Here is a 19837-nt window from a genome sequence, read left to right as displayed (position 1 = left end):
CCGATTTCAAGGGGGTCGCTGCGGCGCGTCAGATGTTGCCGAAATTTTTGCCGCTGGCTTTGTTGGGCCGGGCAATGGACTATATGTGTCAGGCGTTTCGACATCCGTCGGGCCTTTCCGGGGAGATCTCTGCCGATGATTCCTGCCGCGCTTGCACCCCTCGCCTGGACCGCGCTTCGTTTCGGCGCGGTGGCGGCCGTGGCGATCGTCGCCTCGCGGGCGGCGACCCAGCCGAAGGATGCCGAGCATCAGGCGGTGCTCGACGGGATTCCCGAAGGTATGGGCGGCCACGCCCACCGAGCCGAGGATGAGCGTGCCGTGCATGGCCACGGGCGTCTGCGCCGGGTGCTGCGCCTGAAACCGGGCGGGCCGGCGCTCGAGATCGACGCGTCGGCGCTCGGACGGGTGCGGCTCCGGCGGGTCGGCTGATGCGCCTCCATCACAGCGCGACCTCGCCCTTCGTGCGCAAGGTCATGGTGACGCTGCACGAGACCGGACAGCTCGAGCAGGTCAAGCTCGTGTCGGCGGCGGGCAACCCGGTGGCTCCCGGGACGATGCCGGTGGCGGTGAACCCCCTCGGCAAGGTTCCGACGCTGGAGCGCCCGGACGGACCGGCGATCTACGACAGCCGGGTCATCACCCGCTATCTCGACTCGATCGTCGGGGGCGGCCTCTATCCGGACGGACCGCGCGTCTGGGAGACGCTGACGCTCGAGGCAGCCGGCGACGGGATCAACGAGGCGGCGGTTCTCATGGTCTACGAGCGGAAGCTGCGCGAGGAGGCGGCGCAGAGCGCGGCCTGGGTCGAGGGGCAGTGGACAAAGATCGCCCGGACGCTCGACGCGCTGGAGGATCGCTGGCTGGCGCATCTCGCCGGTCGGATCGACGCCGGGCAGATCGCTGTCGGCTGCGCGCTCGGATATCTCGATTTCCGTCACGCGGGCCGGAACTGGCGGGCGGGCCGGCCGGGCGTCGCGCGCTGGTTCGAGCAGTTCGCCGAGCGGCCGTCCATGGTGGCGACCCGGCCGGTCGAATAGTCGCGGCGTTCCCTTGGGTGAGAGTGCTGGCGGGCGCCCGTCTGACCGGAAGCCCGCCAACGCAGTCACGCGGCGTCGCGCGTCACTTCATCGGGACGATGGTCCATTCCGCGTCGTAGCGGAATTCCTCGAGATTGTTGCCGGTGCCGCCCACGCGATCGACGATCGTGAAGGCGCCGGGGCGGCCGAGCGGCGTCAGCACGCCGTGCCAGACGTTGCGGATATAGTTCACGCCCTGACCGGGCTTCGTGATGAAGGCGCGCGGGCGACCCGGGCGGCCATTCTCGTCAGGTGCCACGACCACGAGGAACGGATCCTCGCTCAGGGGCATGAACGCCTGGCTGCCGAGCGGGTGGCGCTCGACGAGGTTGAAATTCAGCGGCAGCGGATACGGGCGGCCGTAGCCGACGCTGATGCCGGCCGTGCCACCTTCGGTGAACTCCATGCGGGCCTGGTTGTGGAAGCGGTCGCACATGCCGCCGTTGATCGGGAAACTGTCCCCCGTTGCATCAATCACGTCGCCCCACGGGGCGAACGCGGCAGCGTCAAGTGGCTCTGCAACAATGGTGCGGTCGGTGGCGGCAAGATCAGACATCGGGGCTCCTCTGCTTTTTTTCCTTCGTCCATTTTGCAGAGCCTTCGGTCAAGCCGGGCATTGCCGGAAACTGCTTCAGGGATAGAGTGAAGGTCGATGATCGTGGGAGTATTGTGCAAGATGGATACGATTGCCGCGTACGAAGAACTCGCGGCGCGCCTGCGCCGGATAGGCGCGCTGGAGGAGGTGGCGGGGCTGCTGAACTGGGATCAGGAAACCCAGATGCCGCCCAAGGGCGGGGCGCAGCGCGCCGAGCACGCGGCCGCCGTCGCCTCCGCGATCCACGACCTCGCCAGCGACCCGCGGCTCGGCGAGCTCGTGGCCTTCGCCGCGACCGCGCAGGGGGCCGATGCCGTCAACGTCGCGGAGGCGGGGCGCATCCACCGTCGCGCGGTCAGGGTGCCGCCGGCACTCGCGGCCGATCTCGCCCGCGCGTCGGCGCTCGGGCAGGAGGTGTGGGTCAAGGCCCGGACTGCGAGCGACTTCGCGGCGTTCGCGCCGACCCTCGAGCGGATCGTGGCGCTGAAGCGTGCCGAGGCGGAATGCCTCGCTGAGGACGGCATCAGCGGCTATGACGCGCTTCTCGACGGTTTCGAGCCCGGGACGACCGCCGCGGAGCTCGACGCGATCTTTGCGCGGCTCCGGCCCGGCCTCGTCGATCTCGCGGGCCGGATCGCGGCGAAGCGGCCGTCCGCCCCGGCGATTGCCGGGCAGTTTCCGGCCGAGGCGCAGCTCGCGCTGGCGCGCCGGCTCGGCGGTGTGTTCGGCTACGACTGGCAGGCGGGGCGGCTTGATCTCGCGGTGCATCCGTCGTGCTCGGGCTCGGCCGGGGACGTGCGGATCACCACGCGCATCGACCCGTCGGACCCGCAGGATTGCCTCTATTCCACGCTCCACGAGGTGGGTCACGCGGTCTACGAGCAGGGGCTCAATCCGGCGCAGGCCATGTTGCCCGCGGGTATGCACGCCTCGATGGCGGTTCACGAGAGCCAGTCGCGGCTCTTCGAGAACCAGCTCGGGCGCAGCCGGGCGTTCTGCGACTTCCTGTTCCGCGAGATGCAGACGGGCCTCGGCAGTGCCGGGGTGGCGGACCCGGACGCGCTCTGGCGGCTGGTGAACGCGGTGCAGCCCGGATTCATCCGCACCGAGGCGGACGAGGTGCATTACAACCTGCACATCCTGATGCGTTTCGATCTCGAGCGGGCGCTCATTGCCGGGTCGCTCCCGGTGCGCGAACTCGAGGCGGCATGGAATGCGCGCTTCCTCGCGGACTTCGGGCAGGCGGTGCCGGACGCGCGGCGCGGCGTCCTGCAGGACGTGCACTGGTCGGCCGGCCTCTTCGGCTATTTCCCGACCTACACGCTGGGCAATGTCTATGCCGGCGAGATCCATGCGGCACTCCAGCGCGATATTCCCGATCTCGACGCCCGGCTCGCGGCGGGTGAACTCGGAGAGGTGGTCGCCTGGCTCGGCGAGCGGATCCATCGGCGCGGGCGGATGGTGCCTCCGACGCGGCTGATCGCCGAGGCGGTGGGGCGCGCGCCGGACGAACGCGCGTTGCTCGACTATCTCGAAGCGAAGTACTCGGACCTGCATGATCTCTGAGCCGGTGGCGGGTGTGCAGAGGCGGTGGCGAAGGGCTCGACGGGCGGTGCTGAAGGCGCTGGCGATCGCCCTCGGGCTCGCGGTGGCGCTGGTCATCCTCTTCCGCTTCGTCAATCCGCCGCCGGGGATCCACATGACCGCCGAGTGGTTGCGGCTCGGCGGGATCGAGCGCGAGTGGGTGTCGATCGACGAGATGGCGGACTATCTGCCGCTGGCGGCGGCGGCGGCGGAGGACGCGAACTTCTGCCAGCACTGGGGTCTCGATTTCGCCGGGATCCGTTCGGCCTTCGAGGATGGCGAGCGCCTGAGAGGCGGCTCGACGATCAGCCAGCAGGTGGCGAAGAACGTCTTCCTCTGGCAGGGGCGCACCTGGCTCAGAAAGGGGCTCGAGGCCGGGTTCACCGTGCTCATTGAAGTGTTCTGGCCGAAGCGGCGGATCATGGAGGTCTATCTGAACGTCGCCGAGATGGGCGAGGGCGTCTTCGGCGTCGAGGCGGCGGCACGGCACTACTGGAAGATGGACGCGGCAAAGCTCGGGCCGCAGCGCTCAAGCCGGCTGATGGCGGTGCTGCCGAACCCGCGCGAGTGGTCGCCGGTCGCGGGCACGCGGTTCGTCACGCGGCGTGGCGCCCAGATCGAGAGGGGCGCGGCGACGATCCGCGCGGATGGCCGCGCCGCCTGCTTCCTGAAGGCGGCGCAATCCTGAGACGGTCAGTGCTTGCCGGTGCGGCTCGTTACCCAGTCCATCACCGCGAGCAGTACGCCGGAGATGACGAAGGTCAGGTGGATGACCACGAGCCAGAAGAGCTGGTTCGGATCGAACGGCGTTTCGGAGTGGATCTCGCCGATCTCCATGAAGCGCTTCAGCAGGTGAATACCCGAGATCGCCACGATCGAGGCGATGAGCTTCATCTTCAGGCCGGAGAAGTCGACGGTGCCCATCCACGACGGCCGGTCGGCCGTGTCGTCGATGTCGAGCTTCGAGACGAAATTCTCGTAGCCCGAGAACAGGACGATGAGCAGCAGGTTGCCCGCGAGCGTGAGGTCGATGAGCGTGAGGACGACGAGAATCGTGTCCTCGCTGGTGAGCGTCATGATCTGGGACGCGTAGTAGGCGAGCTCGCGCACGAAGACGACGGCCAGCATGCCGAGCGAGACGACGAGCCCGAGGTACATGGGCGCCATCAGCCAGCGGGCGGCGAACAGCCCTCGTTCGAACCGGGTTTCGATTGCCGGCTTGCTGCTCATCGGTCCTCCATTTCGCAGATGCAGCAACCCATCTAGGGGCTCCCCGCTCTGTGGGCAAGACGCTGCGAAGCGGACAGGAGACGATGGCAACCCGGCGGCAACCCGGCGCCTACGGGCGTCAGCGGTTGAAAAGCCGCCGCGAAAGTCCGAAGAAGGAAATTGTCGAGCCAGAAGTGAGGCCGGAGAAACATGCGCCGTCTCTACCACCAGCCATTGTCGCCGTTCTGTCGCAAAGTCCGCCTGGCGCTGGCCGAGAAGAAGATCGAGGTGGAGCTGGTCGAGGAGAAGCCGTGGGAACGACGCATGGACTTCCTGCGGATGAACCCGGCCGGGCAGGTGCCGGTGCTGAAGATCGACAGTCTGGTGTTCGCCGACAGCCAGGCGATCTTCGAGTACATCGAGGAGACGACACCGGAGCCGCCGCTTCTGCCCCGCAACCCCGCGCTCCGGGCCGAGGCGCGCCGGCTGACCGCGTGGTTCGATGACAAGTTCCACAACGAGGTGACGGCGAACCTGCTCTATGAGCGGGTGAACAAGAAGCTCTCGAAGTCGGGGTATCCCGAAAGCGGCAAGATCAAGGCCGGGCTTCGCAACATCAAGTACCATCTCGACTATATCGGCTGGCTGATGGATCATCGCCGCTGGCTGGCCGGGGACACGATGACGATCGCGGACTTTGCCGCCGCGGCGCAGCTCTCGTGCCTGGACTACATTGGCGACGTGGACTGGAGCCGCAACTCCGGGCTGCATGAGTGGTACGCCAAGATCAAGTCGCGGCCGGCGTTCCGCTCGATCCTCGCAGACCTCGTGCCGGGCTTCACGCCGCCGCAGCACTATGCGGACCTCGATTTCTGAGCCCTTCCGCGGGCTGGGGCTGCGGGACGCGGCCTTGGCCGCGACAGGGTGCGCGCAGGTGCGCGCAGGGTTTTCTTTACTGGTTTTCCGGCGGTTGCCGGAAAACGACTGCTCTCCAGGTTTCAAGGCCGTATGAAGACCTCGGGGACATTGGCAGATGCTAGGCCCTCCGACGTGGCGGCAGCGCTGAAGGCGCGGGCGCTGGAGGAGGGGTTCTCCGCCTGCGGGATCTGCGCGCCGGACGCGGTGCCCGAGACGGCCGGGCGGCTTGCGGCGTTTCTCGAGGCCGGGCGCCACGGACAGATGGCGTGGATGGCCGAGCGCACCGCGTGGCGCGGGTCGGCGGCGGCGCTCTGGCCCGCGGCGCGATCGGTGGTGATGCTGGCGGAGGCCTATACGCCGGAGGTCGATCCGCTCGCGGTGACGCGGCAGCCCGATCGCGGGGCGATCAGCGTCTATGCCCGGGGGCGGGACTACCACGACGTGGTGAAGGCGCGGCTGAAGCGGCTCGGGCGCTGGCTGGTGGCCGGGACCGGCGCGGAGATCAAGGTTTTCGTCGACACAGCGCCGGTCATGGAGAAGCCGCTGGCCGAGGCGGCCGGGCTCGGCTGGCAAGGCAAGCACACGAACCTGCTCGGGCGGGAGCTTGGCAACTGGTTCTTTCTCGGCGCGGTCTTCACCACGCTCGATCTGCCGCGCGATGCGCCGGGGGAGAGCCGGTGCGGCAGTTGCCGGGCGTGTCTCGATGCCTGTCCCACGGATGCCTTTCCGGCGCCCTATGAGCTCGATGCCCGGCGCTGCATCAGCTACCTGACGATCGAGCATGACGGGCCGGTGGACGAGGCATTGCGTGGCAAGCTCGGCAACCGGATCTATGGCTGCGACGATTGTCTCGCGGTCTGTCCGTGGAACAAGTTCGCCGTCACCGCGCGCGAGGTGAAGCTTGCCGCGCGGCCGGAACTCGATGCACCGCGGCTGGCGGAGCTGGCCGGGCTCGATGATGCGGGCTTCCGGACGTTCTTCTCCGGGTCGGCGGTGAAGCGGATCGGGCGGAACCGCTTCGTGCGCAATGTCGCCTATGCCATCGGCAATTCCGGCGACATGGGCCATTTGTCCGTGGCCGAGCGGCTGGCGGCGGATGCGGATGCCACTGTCGCCGATGCCGGCGCCTGGGCCGTGGCGCGGCTCAGGGCAGGCGCTGAAGGTTGAGGCGGGCGTGACCGGCGAGGCTCGAGTCCGGGTGCTTTTCGATGAGCGTGAGCCACGCATTGGCCGCGCCCCTTGAGTCTCCGGTCTCGGCGCGGGCGGCGCCCTGCTCGAACAGCGCTTCGGGGAGGTCCGGGGCGAGGGCTGCCGCACGATCCGCCTCCGGCAGGGCCGCGGTCGCGTCGCCCTGATTGCGCAGTGCCGCCGCGAGGAGGGCGTGGGTGGCGGCGTCGTCCGGCGCAGTTGTGAGAGCTGCGCGCAGCGCGGTCTCGGCGGCGGGCCAATCGGCCTCGGCGGCGGCGACGCGGGCGGTGAGAACGAGGCGCCGGGCGTCGGGCCGGGTCAGCTTGTCGGCGCGTCCCAGTGCCTCGCGCGCGATGCCTGGCTTGCCGGCGGCGAGCCACTGGTCGGCGGCATCCACCAGCACCCGCACGCGCAGGCTGGTCGACATGGCGCGGTTCGGGCTCTCGGCGATTCCGGTCAGCATCTGCGCCGCGGTGGCATGGGCGCCGAGTGCCGCGAGCGCCGCCGCGGAACAGAGCCGGGCTGGGACGCCGCCGCCGTTTCGCTCCCAGACCGCGGCGTCCTCACGGGCCGTCGCCGGGTCGCCGGCGAGGGCTGCCTTGCATTCGTCCGTGTTGGTGACCGCCGCCGCCGCCGGCCATGGCAGCGTCGTCGCGAAGAGCGCCGCGGCGATCAGGCGTCGCATATGGCGGCGCGTTCGGTTAGGCAGGAGGGCATGACCCGACCCCTCATCCTGATGCTCGGCCATGGCTACTCGGCGGCGGCGCTCGCCGCAAGGCTCGCGGACTGGCACGTCCTCGGCACCACGCGGTCCGAGGCGCGCGCGGAGGACATGCGGGCAGCCGGTGTCGAGCCGGTCGACTGGGCTGATGCGGCCGCCGTCGATCGGGCGATCGGGGCGGCCCGCGCGCTCCTTGTCTCGCTGCCGCCGGACGCCGAGGGCGATCCGGTGTTGCGGCGGCACGGAGAGGCGCTGCTGGCGGCGCGCCCGGACTGGGTCGGGTATCTTTCGACGACCGGGGTCTATGGCGATCGTGCCGGCGGTTGGGTTGACGAGACGGGTGCGCTTGCCCCGGCGGGCGAGCGCGGCCGCCGGCGCGTGGCGGCCGAAGCGGGCTGGGCGGCGACGGGGCTGCCGGTGCATCACTTCCGCCTTGCGGGGATCTATGGTCCCGGGCGGAGCGTGCTCGACAAGCTCCGGGCCGGGACGGCGCAGCGGGTGGTGCGCGAGGGGCAGGTCTTCAGCCGGATCCACGTGGGCGACCTGGCCGCGACGCTGGCGGCCTCGCTGGCGCGGCCAGCGCCCGGGCGGGCCTATAACGTGGCAGACGATGAGCCGGCGCCGCCGGGCGACGTGGTGGCGTTCGGCGCCGGGCTCCTCGGACTGCCGGTCCCGCCGGAGGTGCCGTTCGAGTCGGCCGGGCTCTCGCCCATGGCCGCGAGCTTCTGGGCCGAGTCGAAGCGGGTGTCGAACCGGCGGATCCGTGAGGAGCTCGGGGTGACGCTCGCCTGTCCTGACTATCGCGCCGGGCTGCGCGCCGTGCTTGCCGCGGGTGGCTGAGGGCGGAGCGGGACTTCGCGGCAACAGCGAACGCCAAATCGCTTCCAGCGAATCTTTCCGGCTGGCGTTCCGCGCAAGCATCGGACAAGACTGCCGCAAAGTCGCCATAAGGCGCTCCCCCCGTTAGCGGGAGCCGTTGAGGTTTGGTGGGATGAGTGAGAGACGCCTGCGTGCGGGAGCGGCCGTGCTGGCTTTGGCCGCGGCCGCGGTGGTGGTGCCGGGATCGTCGGCGCCGGCGCAGGATGCCGTCGGTCGCGATGCCGATGGCCGGGAAGTGGCGCTGCCGCGCCCGTCGATGAACCTCTACGGCTCGACGGGCATCATCGACATGCCGAGCGGTGAGATGCAGCCCGACGGTCAGGTGACGGCGAGCTACAGCCAGTTTGGCGGTTTCGTACGGCGCAACTTCAGCTTTCAGGCCCTTCCCCGGGTCGAGATGTCGCTGCGCTATTCGACGATCCACAACTGGGACCGACCGAAGGATCCCACCTACGATCTCTTTGACCGAAGTCTCGACCTGCGGCTGCAGCTGATGCGCGAGGGCGATTATCTGCCGTCGCTCACCCTTGGCTTCCGCGATCTGCTCGGAACCGGGGTGTACTCGTCGGAGTATCTGGCGGCGACGAAGAACTTCCTCGACGACGACCTCAAGGTGACCGCCGGTGTCGGCTGGGGTCGTCTCGGCAGCGCTGGTGGCGTCGAGAACCCGTTTTGCGCCCTTTCCGACAGCTTCTGCACCCGGGAAAACAACTACGGCAGGGGCGGCAAGCCGACGTTCAAGGCGATGTTCCATGGCGAGGACATGGGCTTCTTTGGTGGTGTCGAGTGGCGCACGCCGGTCGACAAGCTGACGCTGAAGGCCGAGGTGTCGTCGGATGCCTACAGCCGCGAGCAGGTAAGCCCGGCGGCGAGTTTTGATCGCAAGACGCCGTTCAACCTCGGTGCCGAGTACCGGCTGACGGGCGGGATCACGCTTGGCGGCTACTGGATGTACGGCGACGCGGTCGGCTTCAATGTCGTGGTCACGGGCAATCCCTACAAGCCGATCACGCCGCAGGACCTGGGCTCGGGGCCGATGCCGGTCAATCCGCGGCCGGCCGGTGCCAACATGAGCACGGCCTGGGTGAACGATCCGGCGGCGCGCGCGAAGCTCACCGAGGCGCTCGGCGACGCCCTGAGGACCGACGGGATCACGCTCGACGCGATGAAGTTTGAAGACGACGCCGTCGATGTCTTCATCATCAACCGCCGCATGAACCGCACGCCGAAGGCCATCGGGCGCACGGCGCGGGTGCTGGCGGTGGGCTTGCCGTATTCGGTCGAGACCTTCCGCATCACGCCCGTGGAGAATGGCGTGCCGACCACCACGGTGACGGTGCGGCGCAGCGATCTCGAGGGCCTTGCTGCGCAGCCCAACGCTGGTGCGCTCAGCTGGAACACGGTTCAGATGGACGGCGCCGTGCCGGCGCTGACCGGGCAGGTGTGGCAGCGCGACGTCTATCCGATCTACGACTGGGCGATCTTTCCGGTCCCGACGATCCAGCTCTTCGGCGGCAACGACGGCTTCAAGCCGCAGCTGACCGCACAGCTTCGCGGCTCGGTGCGGGTGAGCCCGGGGCTTTCGTTCTCCTCGCTGATCCGCCAGCCGCTGCTCGGCGTGTTCGACGATCCCGGCAGCGACTCGTCAGGGAACCTGTCGCCGGTCCAGAGCGACTCGCAGCGGTATTATGCCGGATGGTCGCCAAAGCTTGTCCGGCTGACCGGCGACTATCTCTTCAAGCTGAACCCCGAGACCTATGGCCGCGTTTCCGCGGGTCTCCTCGAGCGGCAGTTTGGTGGCGTCTCGGGTGAGTTGCTGTGGAAGCCGGTGGATCAGAACTGGGGCCTCGGCGCTGAACTCAACTGGGTGAAGCAGCGCGATTTCGACAACCCGTTCGGCTTCGGTCACTACGACTACGACGTGGTGACCGGCGGGGCGTCGTTCTACTGGAATACCGGCTGGCAGGGGATCGAGACGCAGCTCTTCGCGGGGCGCTATCTCGCGGGCGACTGGGGCGCGACGCTGTCGGTGGCGCGGCGCTTTGCCAACGGCTGGTCGGTTGGCGCTTTTGTTACGAAGACCGATGTGACCGAGGACGAGTTCGGAGAGGGCAGCTTCGACAAGGGGCTCACCATCTCGATCCCGCTGCGCTGGTCGACTCCATTCGAGACGCGTCAGACGATCGAGGGCGAGCTGCGGTCGCTGGCAAGCAACGGCGGCGCAACGCTCGATGTCGAGAACCGGCTCTATCCGATCGTACGGGACATGGATCAGGATCACCTGAAACAGAACTGGGGCTCGTTCTGGCAATGATGCGTCGCTCGTTCGCCCTCGTTCTCCTTGGTCTGCTTGCGGGTTGCGGCAGCCAGCGTGATCCGGTCCTTTCCGAGGCCATGGGGGCGCTGGCCGGCATGTGGCGCACGGAACCTGCGCCAAAGCCGCAGCGGCAGGTCACGCGCAGTGACATCGAGCGGGCGAACGTCGCGGCGATCCTTGCGCGGCTCGAGAGCGATCCGCGCGGCACGGTGCTCTACGCGACAGCTGACAATCGTGGGTTTGTGACCTACGTGTCGCCGCTCATGCAGCAGGTGACGCTCAAGGGGGCGGAGGTGACCGGCACCCGCGGACTTGGCACCGATCTCCTGTCCAGCTGGAGCAGCAGCAACGACCCGCTGGTCCGGCCGACGCCGCCGGGCGCCTGGCCGGCGCGGGTGGATCGGACGTTCGAGCTGCCCGGGGCGGGGCCGCAGGGGCGCGTCGAGCGGTACAGCTGCACCTTCGAGCGCGGTGCGGCAAGCGAGATGGTGATCCTGCAGGTCCGCTATAGCGGTCTCGAAATCACCGAGACATGCGCCGGGCCGGACGGACGCTTCGAGAACCTGCACTTCGTCGATCCGGCAAGCGGCGCGGTGCGGCGCTCGCTGCAGTGGATCGGGCCGAAGATGGGCCATATCGACATGCAGGTGCTCGAACCCTACACGCCCTGACGCTCCGGCGCGGCGTGCTCTGACTTCGGTCCTTATTGATCGGGAAGCCCTGCGTCGCCGCCGCGGCGCGGCGGCACTCCGGTGTCCGGGCGCTTGCGGGGACTTCGCGGGCGGCGGCTGGACCTGGTCGGGCAAGGGCCGCGGAGGTACTCGCCTAGGCCGCGAAAATGAAAGGGCACCGCCGGTCGGCGATGCCCTGGAGTCACGCGCCGCAGGTCACCCGCGGCTCCGGGAGGCAGGAATCAGTCGGTGGTGTCGTCGTCGTCGTCGTCATTGGCGATCGCGTAGGCAATCGCGGCAAGACCGATGACCGGGATGATCCAGGCGGCGTTCGAACCACCCATCGGGGCCGGCTCAGCAACCACGACCGGCTCCTCGGGCGCCTCGAACACGAGGTTGCCGGCGAATGCCTGACCGGCAAGCAGGAGAGCTACCGCAGTGCTAACGATAAGTTTCATTGTTGTCCTCCTCAGAGTGCGGGTCTGCGATACTGCTAACTCGTCCGGACCTGCGAGCGGACAAGCTAATGCCTGAACACTAGCCAACTTTCCGGCGCGTTTTCAATCGGTGAAAGCGGGCCTCCGGAGTTAAGCACAGGTGTTGTCATTCTGGCAACACCGGCTTGCAAGCTACGCGGATGGCGGGGGGATTTCCGGCTCCGGTCCCCGGGAACGGCGCGCACCGGGGACGGCTGCCGGACCAGTCCTTGTGCGGTGCAGCTTCGCAGACGCAAGATGACGCGGTTGGTCACCTTCAGGTGGGGATCCGCGAGGATCGCTGCCGAGGCGCGGGAATCCGGCAAGGGTGATTCATGCATAGGTAGAGTTAGCCCCGTGGCAAGATGCGGGGAATCGATCTCGCCACAGGAGGTCGGCACCGGGTCAAACGAGCAGCACTGGAGTGCCGATCTTGGCCCGGTCGTACACCTCAAGGATGTGTTCGTTGAAGAGGCCGACACAACCGGAGGAAGACTGACGGCCGATCTTGCGGATGTCGTTCGTGCCGTGGATGCGGTACGCCGGCCAGCTCAGGTTGAGTGCCCGGATGCCGAGCGGGTTGTCGGGGCCGGGCGCCACGTAGGTCGGCAGATCCGGCCGGCGCCGCAACATTGCCTCCGTGGGGCGCCAGTCCGGGTCGGGCCGCTTCAGGGTGATCGAGGTCCGGCCACGCCGCGTCATCTCATCGGTGAGCGGCACGGACGTCGGATAAATCCGGTAGAAGCCGTCAGCGCCCCAGTAATGGAGCACCCGGTCGTCGATGCTGACGAGGATGGCGTCGTTCTCGATCGAGTCGAAATGGTCTTGCCACCGCGCGGTGTGCAGGCCCGATATCCGGCGCATGATGGTCTGCCGGTCCTGGCTGTCGGGCACGAAGTCGTGCAGCGGCTCGTCGGACTCGGCGGCGAGGCCCGCGCCTCCGAGCGCAAGGCCCGCGGCGGCGATCAGGCTGCCGCCCGCGAGGCGCGCGAACGCGCGCCGGTCGAGGCGAGCCGCTTTGTCGCCCTCATCTCGGTTCATCGGAGGAGTCTCCACAACTGCAACTCTGGTTGCGATTATGACGCAGTCGTCCGCGTTTCTGCAACTCACACTTGGGAGTGTCTTGCAGCGCCCGGCAGGATTTGAAGGGTAGACTGAAAGCCTCTATCACGTCTGGCAGACACCCTAACCGACGGATCCCGCGATGCTTCGCCCGCTCAGTGCTGTTCTTGCCCTTCTCCTGCTCGCGGCCTGCGCGGACTCGGCGGGTGTGACCCGCCTCGGCAACCCGGACGAGATCCGTCTGCGACACGTCGACGCCGTCAACGCGGTGCGCGCCGGCGACGGCCTTGTGCCAGTGCAGCTTTCCGGCGAGCTCAACGCTGCGGCCGAGACTCAAGCCCGCGACATGTACGTCCAGCAGCGCGCCTGGCATTTCGGATCGGATCTGACGAGCCCGCGCGAGCGGGCGTTCCGCGCCGGCTATCATGGCGAGATCGTTGGCGAGAACCTGTCCGAGGGGACGGATTCCGACATGTCGGTGCTGGAAAGCTGGCTGAAGTTCCCCGATACCCGCGCGGTGATCATGGATCCCTCGGCGCGGGGTCTTGGCCTCGGCTGGTATCAGGAGCCGAGCAGCAACAAGACCTGGTGGGTGCAGGTCATCGGGCAATAACACCCGAAGGGCGGCGCCACTGACGGCGCCGCCGGTTCGTCAGGCGAAGATCACCACCGGAGTGCCCGTCGGGACCATCGACCAGATCTCTTCGATTTCCTGATCGGTGACTGCGATGCAGCCCGCGGTCCAGTCATCCTTGCTCTTGTCGGCGGCGCGGCGCGGGCCGCCGTGGATCATGATGTCGCCACCCGGCTGCACGCCGAGGGAACGGGCACGTGCCGTGTCGACGGCATTGGGATAGCTGATCCCGAGGCTCAGATAGAAGTCGCTGCGCGCGTTGCGGCGATCGATGAAGTACTGGCCCTCGGGGGTGCGGCCGTCGCCTGACATCACCTTCTGGCCGGTGGGCTGGAAGCCGAGGTGGACGCGGTAGCGCTTCAGCAGTTGCTCGCCGGAGCGCAGTTCCATCACCCGGTTGCGTTTGGAGACGACGACGACGTTCGCGCGCGGCGCCGCGACCCGCGCGTAGGCCGCCCGTGCCGGCACGGCACCGGCGGCGAGAAAGCCGGCGGTCAGCGCCAGCGCATTGCGCCGGGTCCAGAGTCGTGTCTCGTCCTGCTGCTGCCTGTTGCCCGAAAGGAGTTCGTCACTGTCCGTGAGCAATGTGCGCTCGTCCATGTCTCTGCCTGCCCGTCTTGTTATTTGCGCGCCCTTGAGGGCGTCGCGATTTCTGCCTGATAAGGTTGAGATAACGCTAATTCGGCAGATTCGGGAAGAGAGTCCGGACGGGCGTCCGTCGATCCTCAGGACGCCCGTGCGCGGCGGACACGCTCCGTCGCGCTCTTCAGCTGGCCACAGGCGGCCATGATGTCCTCGCCGCGCGGCGTCCGGACCGGCGAGGCATAGCCCGCGCGGTTGACGATATTGCCGAACGCCTCGATCCGCTCGGGATCGGACCGCTCGTATGGCGAGCCGGGCCATGGATTGAACGGAATGAGGTTGATCTTCGCGGGGATGCCGGAAATCAGCTTCACCAGCCGCCGGGCGTCGGCGTCGGAATCGTTCACCCCCTTGAGCATCACGTACTCGAAGGTGATCCGCTCGGCGTTCGACAGGCGCGGATAGGCGCGGCAGGCGTCAAGAAGCTCGCCAATGTTCCACTTGCGATTGATCGGCACCAATTGATCACGCACCGGGTCGGTGGTGGCATGGAACGAGATCGCGAGCAGGCAGCCGATCTCGTCGCCGACACGGGCGATTTCGGGCACGACGCCGGAGGTCGAAAGCGTGATGCGGCGGCGCGACAGGGCGATCCCCTCGCTGTCCATGGCGATCTTCATCGCGTCGCGCACCGAATCGAAATTGTAGAGCGGTTCGCCCATGCCCATGAGCACGAGGTTCGAGACGAGCCGCTTCTCGTCGGGCTTGCGGCCCCAGTCGGCAAGGTCGTCACGGGCCACGAGGATCTGGCCGACGATCTCGTCGGCCGTCAGGTTCCTGACCAGCCGCTGGGTGCCGGTGTGGCAGAACGAACAGGTGAGCGTGCAGCCGACCTGAGACGAGACGCAGAGCGTGCCGCGGTCGGTTTCGGGGATGTAGACCGTTTCGATCTCGTGGCCGCCGGCGATGCGCAGCAGGTACTTCCGCGTGCCGTCGGCCGAGACCTGCCGGGTGACGATCTCCGGGCGCTCGATGGCGAAATGCTCGGCGAGAAGCTCGCGGTAGGCCCGGGCGAGGTTGGTCATGCCGGTGAAGTCGCGGGCGCCGCGGTGGTAGATCCACTGCCAGAGCTGGCCCACACGCATCCCGGCCTGTGCCTCCGGGGTGCCGGCGGCGATCAGCGCCGCCTTCATCGCCTCCCGGGAGAGGCCGACGAGGTTCATGTGCGCGGAGTCAGCCGCCGCCTTGCGGGGCAGGGTCAGGAACTCGGGCGTGATCGGCGGCGAAAGGTTCATCTGATGGCGCATGGCTCTTGGCGCGCCGAAGCGGCACGCAATGCGCCGATATAGCGTCACTGCCGCGGAAATGCCAGCCCGTGCCGGCGATGTCCGCCGACAGGGCGTCAGCGGGAGGGGACCAGAAGGGGATCAGCGGCAGCGGGTGGCCGCGTCCTCGACTGCTGCGGTGAAGCCCGTGAGCGAGAAACGGTCCTCGGTGCTGGTGCCGCGCGAGGAGGTTCCGCTGAGCTTCGCCTCCGCGCCACGCTTCATTGCCGCGACGGCCTTGCTGTCGTCGGAGGGATCCGTCCAGGCCCATTCCCCGCCGTCACCCTTGCCCGGAGCCATCTGGAAGGCCTCCGAGCCGACGGCGAGCCTGACGCTGCCGCTCGAACTGAACGGATAGCCGCCGGTGAAGCTCACCTCGTTCGAGACCTTGTCGCCGGGGCGGAAGGACACGAACAGCCGGATGTCGCCGCGGGTGACCTCGGCCGGCTTGCCATCGCGCCGCGCCGACGAGGAGGTCGGGGCCGAAACGATGTAGCATTCCTTCGGATTGGCGGCGACGAAAACGCTCCAGTTGCCGTGCGTCGCCACGCGATCCGCGGATTGCGCCAGCGCCGGCGAAGCCGCCATGAGGGCGGCTGCGACCGAAAGCAGCTTCCAGGCTTTGAGGGTCATGCGGACACTGTCTCCTGCTCGTCCTTTGCTCTTTGACGCCGCCCCGGGCCAGCTTCCGTCGTCGGGACGCGTCGAGCTTGTCTTTGTCGCGATGCCACTTTTAGTGTAGCGCGAGAAGCAAGGGATGTTCCAGACCCTTGCCCATGTCTTTCATCGATGTGACCCCTCGTGACGCGCGCCCCCCTCGATGCCGGGCAGGAGCCGGCCTCGCCGCCGCCGACAAGCCTGAACGATGCAGACCTGATCCGGGCGGTCGCCGCGCGGGACCGGGCGGCGTTCGTGGCGTTGTTCGAGCGGTTCGCCGGCCGGGTGAAGGCCTATGCCATCCGCGCAGGCGTGGGGCCGGCGGACGCCGACGAGATCGCGCAGGACGTGATGGTCTCCGTCTGGCGGCACGCCGCGGACTTCGATCCCGGGAAGGCCGCGGTCTCGACCTGGATCTTCGCGATCGCGCGCAACCGGCGCATCGACCATCACCGGCGCGGCGCGCGGCCCGCCCCGGACCCGGAGGATCCGCTGTTTCAGCCTGATACCGAGCCCGATGGTCTTGCGGTGATGACTGCCGCCGAGCGGGAGACGAGGTTGCAGCAGGCGCTCGACTCGCTGCCGGTGGAGCAGCGGCGGGTGCTCGTCGCGTCGTTCTGGCGCGGCCTCAGCCACGGCCAGATCGCCGCGGAGGAGGCCCTGCCGCTCGGCACGGTGAAGTCGCGGATCCGCCTCGCGTTCCGCCATCTGCATGCGTTACTTGGAGAGGATCTCGCGGAGGGACTACACGATGACTGAACCCGCTGGGCCTGAACCCGCTGGAGCTGAACCCGCGCTTCTCGCCGAGGTGTTGCGAGGCGATTGTGTCGAATCGCGTCATCGCGGCCACGCCATCGTCTGCGATGCCCGGGGCGACATCGTTGCCGTCTGGGGCGACCCGGATGCGCGGATCTTCCCCCGCTCGTCGTGCAAGATGCTTCAGGCGCTGCCCCTTCTGGAGAGCGGCGCCGGGGCGGGTTTGTCCACCGAGCAACTGGCGCTCGCCTGCGCCTCGCATTCCGGCGCGGGGATGCACGTGACCCGGGTTGCCGGCTGGCTCGATGCGCTCGGACTGGCGGAGCGCGATCTGCGCTGCGGGTCGCAGGTGCCCGACGATGCCGCCGAGCGGCACCGGCTGCGCGATACCGGCGAGAGCCCGTGCCAGCTTCACAACAACTGCTCGGGCAAGCACGCGGGCTTCCTGACGCTGAACCGCCACCTGAAGGGCGGACCCGAATACGTGGAGATCGACCATCCCGTGCAGGTGGCGGCGCGCGGTGCCTTCGAGGAAATGTGCGGCGCGCCGATCCTCGGCTGGGGCGTCGACGGCTGTTCCGCCCCGGCGTTCGTGACGACGCTGCGCGGATTCGGCACCGCCATGGCGCGGATGGCCGACCCGTGTGGCCTCGGGCCGGCGCGGCAGGATGCGGCGCAGCGGCTGGTGGCGGCGATGGCCGAGCATCCGCTTCTCGTCGCGGGCGAGGGGCGCGCGTGCTCCGAACTCATGGCGGCGATGCCTGGCGGGGTTGCGGTCAAGACCGGCGCGGAGGCGGTTTTCGCCGCGATCCTGCCCGGGCGGGGCCTCGGCGTGGCGGTGAAGGTCGAGGACGGCAGTACCCGGGGCTCGGAATGCGCGATCGCCGCCCTTCTGGTGCGGCTCGGTGCGCTCGATGCGGACCATCCGGCGGCCCTGCGGCGCCTCGGAGCGCCGAGCCTCAGCCGGCGCGGGGCCACGATCGGCGCGATCCGGCCGGCGGAAGGCTTCTACGAGGCCGGGCGCCGGCTCTGACGACGCGGGGCTTGCCGAGCGTGTCGCGCCCGGCCAAGCTTCAGCCTGTAACGCCGCCGGCCGCCTGCGAAAGAAGGCGGCATGGAGTGGAAGAGGAAGGAATACCGATGCGGATGCTTGCAGCCTGTCTTGCGCTCGTGGGCGCGCTCGTGGCGGGGGGAGTGTCGATGGCGGCGACGGACGTGATCCGTGGCAGCGCCACCTATCGCGAGCGGATCGCCCTGCCACCGGGCACCACGCTGGAGGTGGAACTTCTCGACGTGTCGAAGGCCGACGCGCCGTCCGTGCTGATCGCGAGCGACTCGATCCCGGTGCTTCGGCAGGTGCCGATCGCCTTCGCGCTCGCCTACGATCCCGCGCTGATCGACGAGAAGAACCGCTACGCCCTGACGGCGAAGCTCATGCACGCGGGCGGAGTGCTCTTCCGCTCGACCGCGATCACGCCCGTCCTGACCCATGGGGCGGAAGCCGGTGCCGCTCCGGAGATCCTGCTGGTGCAGAGCGAGGAGCCGGCGCCGGAGGCCGAGCCTGCGACAGAGCCGGACGACGCCGCGGCGAAGCCCGCCGAGGGCGGGGAAGCAGCGGCCGCGGCGGCAGAAGTCCCGGCGGACATGGCCGCGGTCGCCGGGACGTGGATCGCCTCGGAGATCAATGGCGCGGCGACTGACGAAAAGGTCGTCTCGTGGCTGAAACTCAGCGACGCGGGTCGTGCCCAGGGGCAGGGCGGCTGCAACAGCTTCACCGGCACCTACAAGCTCGAGAACGGCACGCTCACCTTCGGGCCGCTTGCCTCCACCCGGCGGGCCTGCCCGGAGACGCAGATGTCCCAGGAGCAGCGGTTCTTCGCGGCGCTCGGGGCGGTGAAGGCCGCGCGGCTCGAGTCGGGCGATCTCGTGCTCACCGATCTCGCGGGCGAACCGCTGGTGCAGCTTCGCAAGAAGTGACGTCTCACGACATGGCAGGCGGGGCATCTTTACCGCCTGCCATGTCGGAGCTAGAACGCGCACTCCGATCCAGGGAGTGAAAATGCGCGCCGAGACCGAACGCGTCGTCGAGGACATCGAGAAATCGCTCGGCCTCCTGCGCCAGCGGCTCGGCTGGGAGACGGCGGAGCACCGCCTCGAAGAGCTCAACGCGATGACCGAGGATCCCGAGCTCTGGAATGATCCGGCCCGGGCGCAGAAGCTCATGCGCGACCGGCAGACGCTGTCGGACGCGCTCGACGGCTACAACAGCCTCGCGCAGGACCTCGCGGATCAGAAGGAACTGATCGAGCTCGGCGAGGCCGAGGGTGACGACGACGTGATCGCCGACGCGGAAGCCGCGATCCGCGGCCTGCGCGAGACCGCGGCGGCGCGGGAGACCGAGGCGCTTCTCGACGGCGAGGCGGACGGCAACGACACATTCCTCGAAATCAATGCCGGCGCCGGCGGCACCGAAAGCTGCGACTGGGCGTCGATGCTCGCGCGCATGTATGTGCGCTGGGCCGAACAGCACGGCATGAAGGTCGAGCTCATGTCGGAAAGCGCCGGCGAAGAGGCGGGCATCCGCTCTGCCTCCTACCGGGTGAGCGGGCACAACGCCTATGGCTGGCTGAAGACCGAATCGGGCGTCCACCGGCTGGTGCGGATCTCTCCCTTCGACTCGGCGGCGCGGCGGCAGACTTCGTTCGCGTCCGTCTGGGTTTATCCGGTCGTCGACGACAACATCGACATCGAGGTCGCCTCGAACGACATCCGCATCGACACCTACCGCTCGTCGGGCGCTGGCGGTCAGCACGTGAACACCACCGACTCGGCTGTCCGCATCACCCACATTCCCACCGGCATCGTCGTGACGAGCTCGGAGAAATCGCAGCACCAGAACCGCGCGAACGCCATGGCCGCGCTGAAGTCGCGTCTCTACGAGATGGAGCTTCGCCGCCGCAACGAGGCGATCACCGCGCAGCACGAGGCCAAGGGTGACGCCGGCTGGGGCAACCAGATCCGCAGCTACGTGCTGCAACCCTACCAGATGGTGAAGGACCTGCGCACGAACGTGGAGACCTCGGACACGCAAGGGGTGCTCGACGGCGATCTCGATGCGTTCATGGCGGCGTCGCTCGCCCTGCAGGTGACGGGCAAGAGCCGGGCCGAGGCGCAGGCGGCGGACTGA

22 protein-coding genes are annotated in these 19837 nt (G+C 68.4%); 14 read left to right on the top strand and 8 right to left on the bottom strand.

Translation table 11 applies throughout. The annotated features are described in order from the left end of the window. Window positions 1–135: 135 nt before the first annotated feature. Together HNP73_RS05380 and HNP73_RS05375 are read left to right on the top strand one after the other, a co-directional pair. Window positions 136–429: a hypothetical protein gene (locus HNP73_RS05380; RefSeq protein ID WP_184147564.1), complete on the top strand. Its 294-nt coding sequence runs from the start codon at window positions 136–138 to the stop codon at window positions 427–429. Next, window positions 429–1037, top strand: a complete 609-nt coding sequence (locus HNP73_RS05375) for a glutathione S-transferase (RefSeq protein ID WP_184147563.1) — start codon at window positions 429–431, stop codon at window positions 1035–1037. Before HNP73_RS05380 ends, HNP73_RS05375 begins: the two co-directional genes overlap by 1 nt. An 82-nt stretch (window positions 1038–1119) precedes the next feature. On the opposite strand, the gene HNP73_RS05370 is transcribed toward HNP73_RS05375, so the two are convergent. Next, window positions 1120–1632, bottom strand: coding sequence for an ureidoglycolate lyase (locus tag HNP73_RS05370; protein ID WP_184147562.1), 513 nt, complete (start codon window positions 1630–1632; stop codon window positions 1120–1122). A gap of 120 nt (window positions 1633–1752) precedes the next feature. On the opposite strand from HNP73_RS05370, the gene HNP73_RS05365 reads away from it, so the two are divergent. Further along, window positions 1753–3237: a carboxypeptidase M32 gene (locus tag HNP73_RS05365; protein ID WP_221288192.1), complete on the top strand. Its 1485-nt coding sequence runs from the start codon at window positions 1753–1755 to the stop codon at window positions 3235–3237. 46 nt (window positions 3238–3283) lie between these two features. After that, a complete protein-coding gene (gene mtgA / locus HNP73_RS05360) occupies window positions 3284–3943 on the top strand; it encodes a monofunctional biosynthetic peptidoglycan transglycosylase (protein WP_343063203.1) in 660 nt (219 codons plus the stop codon). A 5-nt stretch (window positions 3944–3948) separates the two neighbouring features. Here the strand turns inward: mtgA and HNP73_RS05355 are convergent, their stop codons facing one another. Beyond that, window positions 3949–4485 carry a TIGR00645 family protein gene (locus HNP73_RS05355; RefSeq protein ID WP_184147560.1) on the bottom strand — a complete coding sequence of 179 codons (537 nt, stop codon included), beginning with the start codon at window positions 4483–4485 and terminating at the stop codon, window positions 3949–3951. Between the two features lie 189 nt (window positions 4486–4674). Between HNP73_RS05355 and fzlA the strand changes: the two genes are divergently transcribed. Both fzlA and queG read left to right on the top strand, forming a co-directional pair. Further along, the gene (fzlA, locus tag HNP73_RS05350; RefSeq protein ID WP_184147559.1) at window positions 4675–5340 is read left to right on the top strand and encodes an FtsZ-binding protein FzlA; all 666 of its coding nucleotides are present in this window, start codon (window positions 4675–4677) and stop codon (window positions 5338–5340) included. Window positions 5341–5490: 150 nt separating this feature from the next. Then, on the top strand, window positions 5491–6549 hold the full coding sequence (queG, locus tag HNP73_RS05345) for a tRNA epoxyqueuosine(34) reductase QueG (RefSeq protein ID WP_246399531.1): 1059 nt from the start codon (window positions 5491–5493) through the stop codon (window positions 6547–6549). On the opposite strand, the gene HNP73_RS05340 is transcribed toward queG, so the two are convergent. Then, window positions 6527–7255 carry a tetratricopeptide repeat protein gene (locus tag HNP73_RS05340; protein WP_184147557.1) on the bottom strand — a complete coding sequence of 243 codons (729 nt, stop codon included), beginning with the start codon at window positions 7253–7255 and terminating at the stop codon, window positions 6527–6529. The two genes, queG and HNP73_RS05340, sit on opposite strands and share 23 nt — an antisense overlap. A 30-nt stretch (window positions 7256–7285) precedes the next feature. Here HNP73_RS05340 and HNP73_RS05335 point away from each other — a divergent pair, with 30 nt between their 5' ends. From HNP73_RS05335 to HNP73_RS05325, 3 genes are all read left to right on the top strand, one after another. After that, complete coding sequence (locus HNP73_RS05335) at window positions 7286–8131, top strand: Rossmann-fold NAD(P)-binding domain-containing protein (protein WP_184147556.1); 846 nt, start codon at window positions 7286–7288, stop codon at window positions 8129–8131. Between the two features lie 151 nt (window positions 8132–8282). Next, complete coding sequence (locus tag HNP73_RS05330) at window positions 8283–10484, top strand: YjbH domain-containing protein (RefSeq protein ID WP_184147555.1); 2202 nt, start codon at window positions 8283–8285, stop codon at window positions 10482–10484. Further along, window positions 10481–11158, top strand: a complete 678-nt coding sequence (locus tag HNP73_RS05325) for a YjbF family lipoprotein (protein WP_184147554.1) — start codon at window positions 10481–10483, stop codon at window positions 11156–11158. The genes HNP73_RS05330 and HNP73_RS05325 overlap by 4 nt, the downstream gene beginning before the upstream one ends. A gap of 242 nt (window positions 11159–11400) precedes the next feature. Here HNP73_RS05325 and HNP73_RS05320 read toward each other — a convergent pair whose 3' ends face one another. Both HNP73_RS05320 and HNP73_RS05315 read right to left on the bottom strand, forming a co-directional pair. Continuing rightward, entirely contained in the window at window positions 11401–11616 is a 216-nt protein-coding gene (locus tag HNP73_RS05320) for a hypothetical protein (protein WP_184147553.1), read from the bottom strand. A 423-nt stretch (window positions 11617–12039) separates the two neighbouring features. Beyond that, a complete protein-coding gene (locus tag HNP73_RS05315; RefSeq protein ID WP_184147552.1) occupies window positions 12040–12675 on the bottom strand; it encodes a L,D-transpeptidase in 636 nt (211 codons plus the stop codon). A 163-nt stretch (window positions 12676–12838) separates the two neighbouring features. On the opposite strand from HNP73_RS05315, the gene HNP73_RS05310 reads away from it, so the two are divergent. Continuing rightward, window positions 12839–13309, top strand: coding sequence for a CAP domain-containing protein (locus HNP73_RS05310; protein ID WP_184147551.1), 471 nt, complete (start codon window positions 12839–12841; stop codon window positions 13307–13309). A 39-nt stretch (window positions 13310–13348) separates the two neighbouring features. Here the strand turns inward: HNP73_RS05310 and HNP73_RS05305 are convergent, their stop codons facing one another. The 3 genes from HNP73_RS05305 to HNP73_RS05295 all read right to left on the bottom strand — a co-directional run bounded on the left by HNP73_RS05305 (window position 13349) and on the right by HNP73_RS05295 (window position 15870). Continuing rightward, window positions 13349–13930 carry a L,D-transpeptidase family protein gene (locus tag HNP73_RS05305; protein ID WP_184147550.1) on the bottom strand — a complete coding sequence of 194 codons (582 nt, stop codon included), beginning with the start codon at window positions 13928–13930 and terminating at the stop codon, window positions 13349–13351. 125 nt (window positions 13931–14055) lie between these two features. Next, on the bottom strand, window positions 14056–15207 hold the full coding sequence (gene rlmN / locus HNP73_RS05300) for a dual-specificity RNA methyltransferase RlmN (RefSeq protein ID WP_184147549.1): 1152 nt from the start codon (window positions 15205–15207) through the stop codon (window positions 14056–14058). Between the two features lie 132 nt (window positions 15208–15339). Beyond that, on the bottom strand, window positions 15340–15870 hold the full coding sequence (locus HNP73_RS05295; protein ID WP_184147548.1) for an invasion associated locus B family protein: 531 nt from the start codon (window positions 15868–15870) through the stop codon (window positions 15340–15342). 168 nt (window positions 15871–16038) lie between these two features. On the opposite strand from HNP73_RS05295, the gene HNP73_RS05290 reads away from it, so the two are divergent. From HNP73_RS05290 to prfB, 4 genes are all read left to right on the top strand, one after another. Beyond that, window positions 16039–16653: a sigma-70 family RNA polymerase sigma factor gene (locus tag HNP73_RS05290; RefSeq protein WP_343063202.1), complete on the top strand. Its 615-nt coding sequence runs from the start codon at window positions 16039–16041 to the stop codon at window positions 16651–16653. Further along, complete coding sequence (locus HNP73_RS05285; protein ID WP_184147547.1) at window positions 16646–17683, top strand: asparaginase; 1038 nt, start codon at window positions 16646–16648, stop codon at window positions 17681–17683. Before HNP73_RS05290 ends, HNP73_RS05285 begins: the two co-directional genes overlap by 8 nt. 107 nt (window positions 17684–17790) lie before the next feature. After that, entirely contained in the window at window positions 17791–18627 is an 837-nt protein-coding gene (locus HNP73_RS05280; RefSeq protein WP_184147546.1) for an META domain-containing protein, read from the top strand. A gap of 82 nt (window positions 18628–18709) precedes the next feature. Beyond that, window positions 18710–19837 (top strand): peptide chain release factor 2, encoded by a 1128-nt coding sequence (gene prfB / locus HNP73_RS05275; protein WP_184147545.1) that lies wholly within the window; start codon window positions 18710–18712, stop codon window positions 19835–19837.

The organism is Amaricoccus macauensis (assembly GCF_014201905.1).
Lineage (GTDB): Bacteria > Pseudomonadota > Alphaproteobacteria > Rhodobacterales > Rhodobacteraceae > Amaricoccus > Amaricoccus macauensis.
Note: the sequence above shows the minus strand (reverse complement) of the source record. Positions and strands in the feature narration are given on the sequence as shown.

What these genes read in the sequence shown, in the direction of transcription:
- HNP73_RS05285 (WP_184147547.1), top strand. Translation starts at nt 16,646, where the DNA reads ATGACTGAACCCGCTGGGCCTGAACCCGCTGGAGCTGAACCCGCGCTT.
- HNP73_RS05340 (WP_184147557.1), bottom strand. Translation starts at nt 7,255, where the DNA reads ATGCGACGCCTGATCGCCGCGGCGCTCTTCGCGACGACGCTGCCATGG.
- prfB (WP_184147545.1), top strand. Translation starts at nt 18,710, where the DNA reads ATGCGCGCCGAGACCGAACGCGTCGTCGAGGACATCGAGAAATCGCTC.
- HNP73_RS05315 (WP_184147552.1), bottom strand. Translation starts at nt 12,675, where the DNA reads ATGAACCGAGATGAGGGCGACAAAGCGGCTCGCCTCGACCGGCGCGCG.
- HNP73_RS05305 (WP_184147550.1), bottom strand. Translation starts at nt 13,930, where the DNA reads ATGGACGAGCGCACATTGCTCACGGACAGTGACGAACTCCTTTCGGGC.
- HNP73_RS05355 (WP_184147560.1), bottom strand. Translation starts at nt 4,485, where the DNA reads ATGAGCAGCAAGCCGGCAATCGAAACCCGGTTCGAACGAGGGCTGTTC.
- HNP73_RS05365 (WP_221288192.1), top strand. Translation starts at nt 1,753, where the DNA reads ATGGATACGATTGCCGCGTACGAAGAACTCGCGGCGCGCCTGCGCCGG.
- HNP73_RS05320 (WP_184147553.1), bottom strand. Translation starts at nt 11,616, where the DNA reads ATGAAACTTATCGTTAGCACTGCGGTAGCTCTCCTGCTTGCCGGTCAG.
- HNP73_RS05380 (WP_184147564.1), top strand. Translation starts at nt 136, where the DNA reads ATGATTCCTGCCGCGCTTGCACCCCTCGCCTGGACCGCGCTTCGTTTC.
- HNP73_RS05335 (WP_184147556.1), top strand. Translation starts at nt 7,286, where the DNA reads ATGACCCGACCCCTCATCCTGATGCTCGGCCATGGCTACTCGGCGGCG.
- HNP73_RS05375 (WP_184147563.1), top strand. Translation starts at nt 429, where the DNA reads ATGCGCCTCCATCACAGCGCGACCTCGCCCTTCGTGCGCAAGGTCATG.
- HNP73_RS05370 (WP_184147562.1), bottom strand. Translation starts at nt 1,632, where the DNA reads ATGTCTGATCTTGCCGCCACCGACCGCACCATTGTTGCAGAGCCACTT.
- rlmN (WP_184147549.1), bottom strand. Translation starts at nt 15,207, where the DNA reads ATGAACCTTTCGCCGCCGATCACGCCCGAGTTCCTGACCCTGCCCCGC.
- HNP73_RS05295 (WP_184147548.1), bottom strand. Translation starts at nt 15,870, where the DNA reads ATGACCCTCAAAGCCTGGAAGCTGCTTTCGGTCGCAGCCGCCCTCATG.
- HNP73_RS05310 (WP_184147551.1), top strand. Translation starts at nt 12,839, where the DNA reads ATGCTTCGCCCGCTCAGTGCTGTTCTTGCCCTTCTCCTGCTCGCGGCC.
- fzlA (WP_184147559.1), top strand. Translation starts at nt 4,675, where the DNA reads ATGCGCCGTCTCTACCACCAGCCATTGTCGCCGTTCTGTCGCAAAGTC.
- HNP73_RS05330 (WP_184147555.1), top strand. Translation starts at nt 8,283, where the DNA reads ATGAGTGAGAGACGCCTGCGTGCGGGAGCGGCCGTGCTGGCTTTGGCC.
- HNP73_RS05325 (WP_184147554.1), top strand. Translation starts at nt 10,481, where the DNA reads ATGATGCGTCGCTCGTTCGCCCTCGTTCTCCTTGGTCTGCTTGCGGGT.
- HNP73_RS05280 (WP_184147546.1), top strand. Translation starts at nt 17,791, where the DNA reads ATGCGGATGCTTGCAGCCTGTCTTGCGCTCGTGGGCGCGCTCGTGGCG.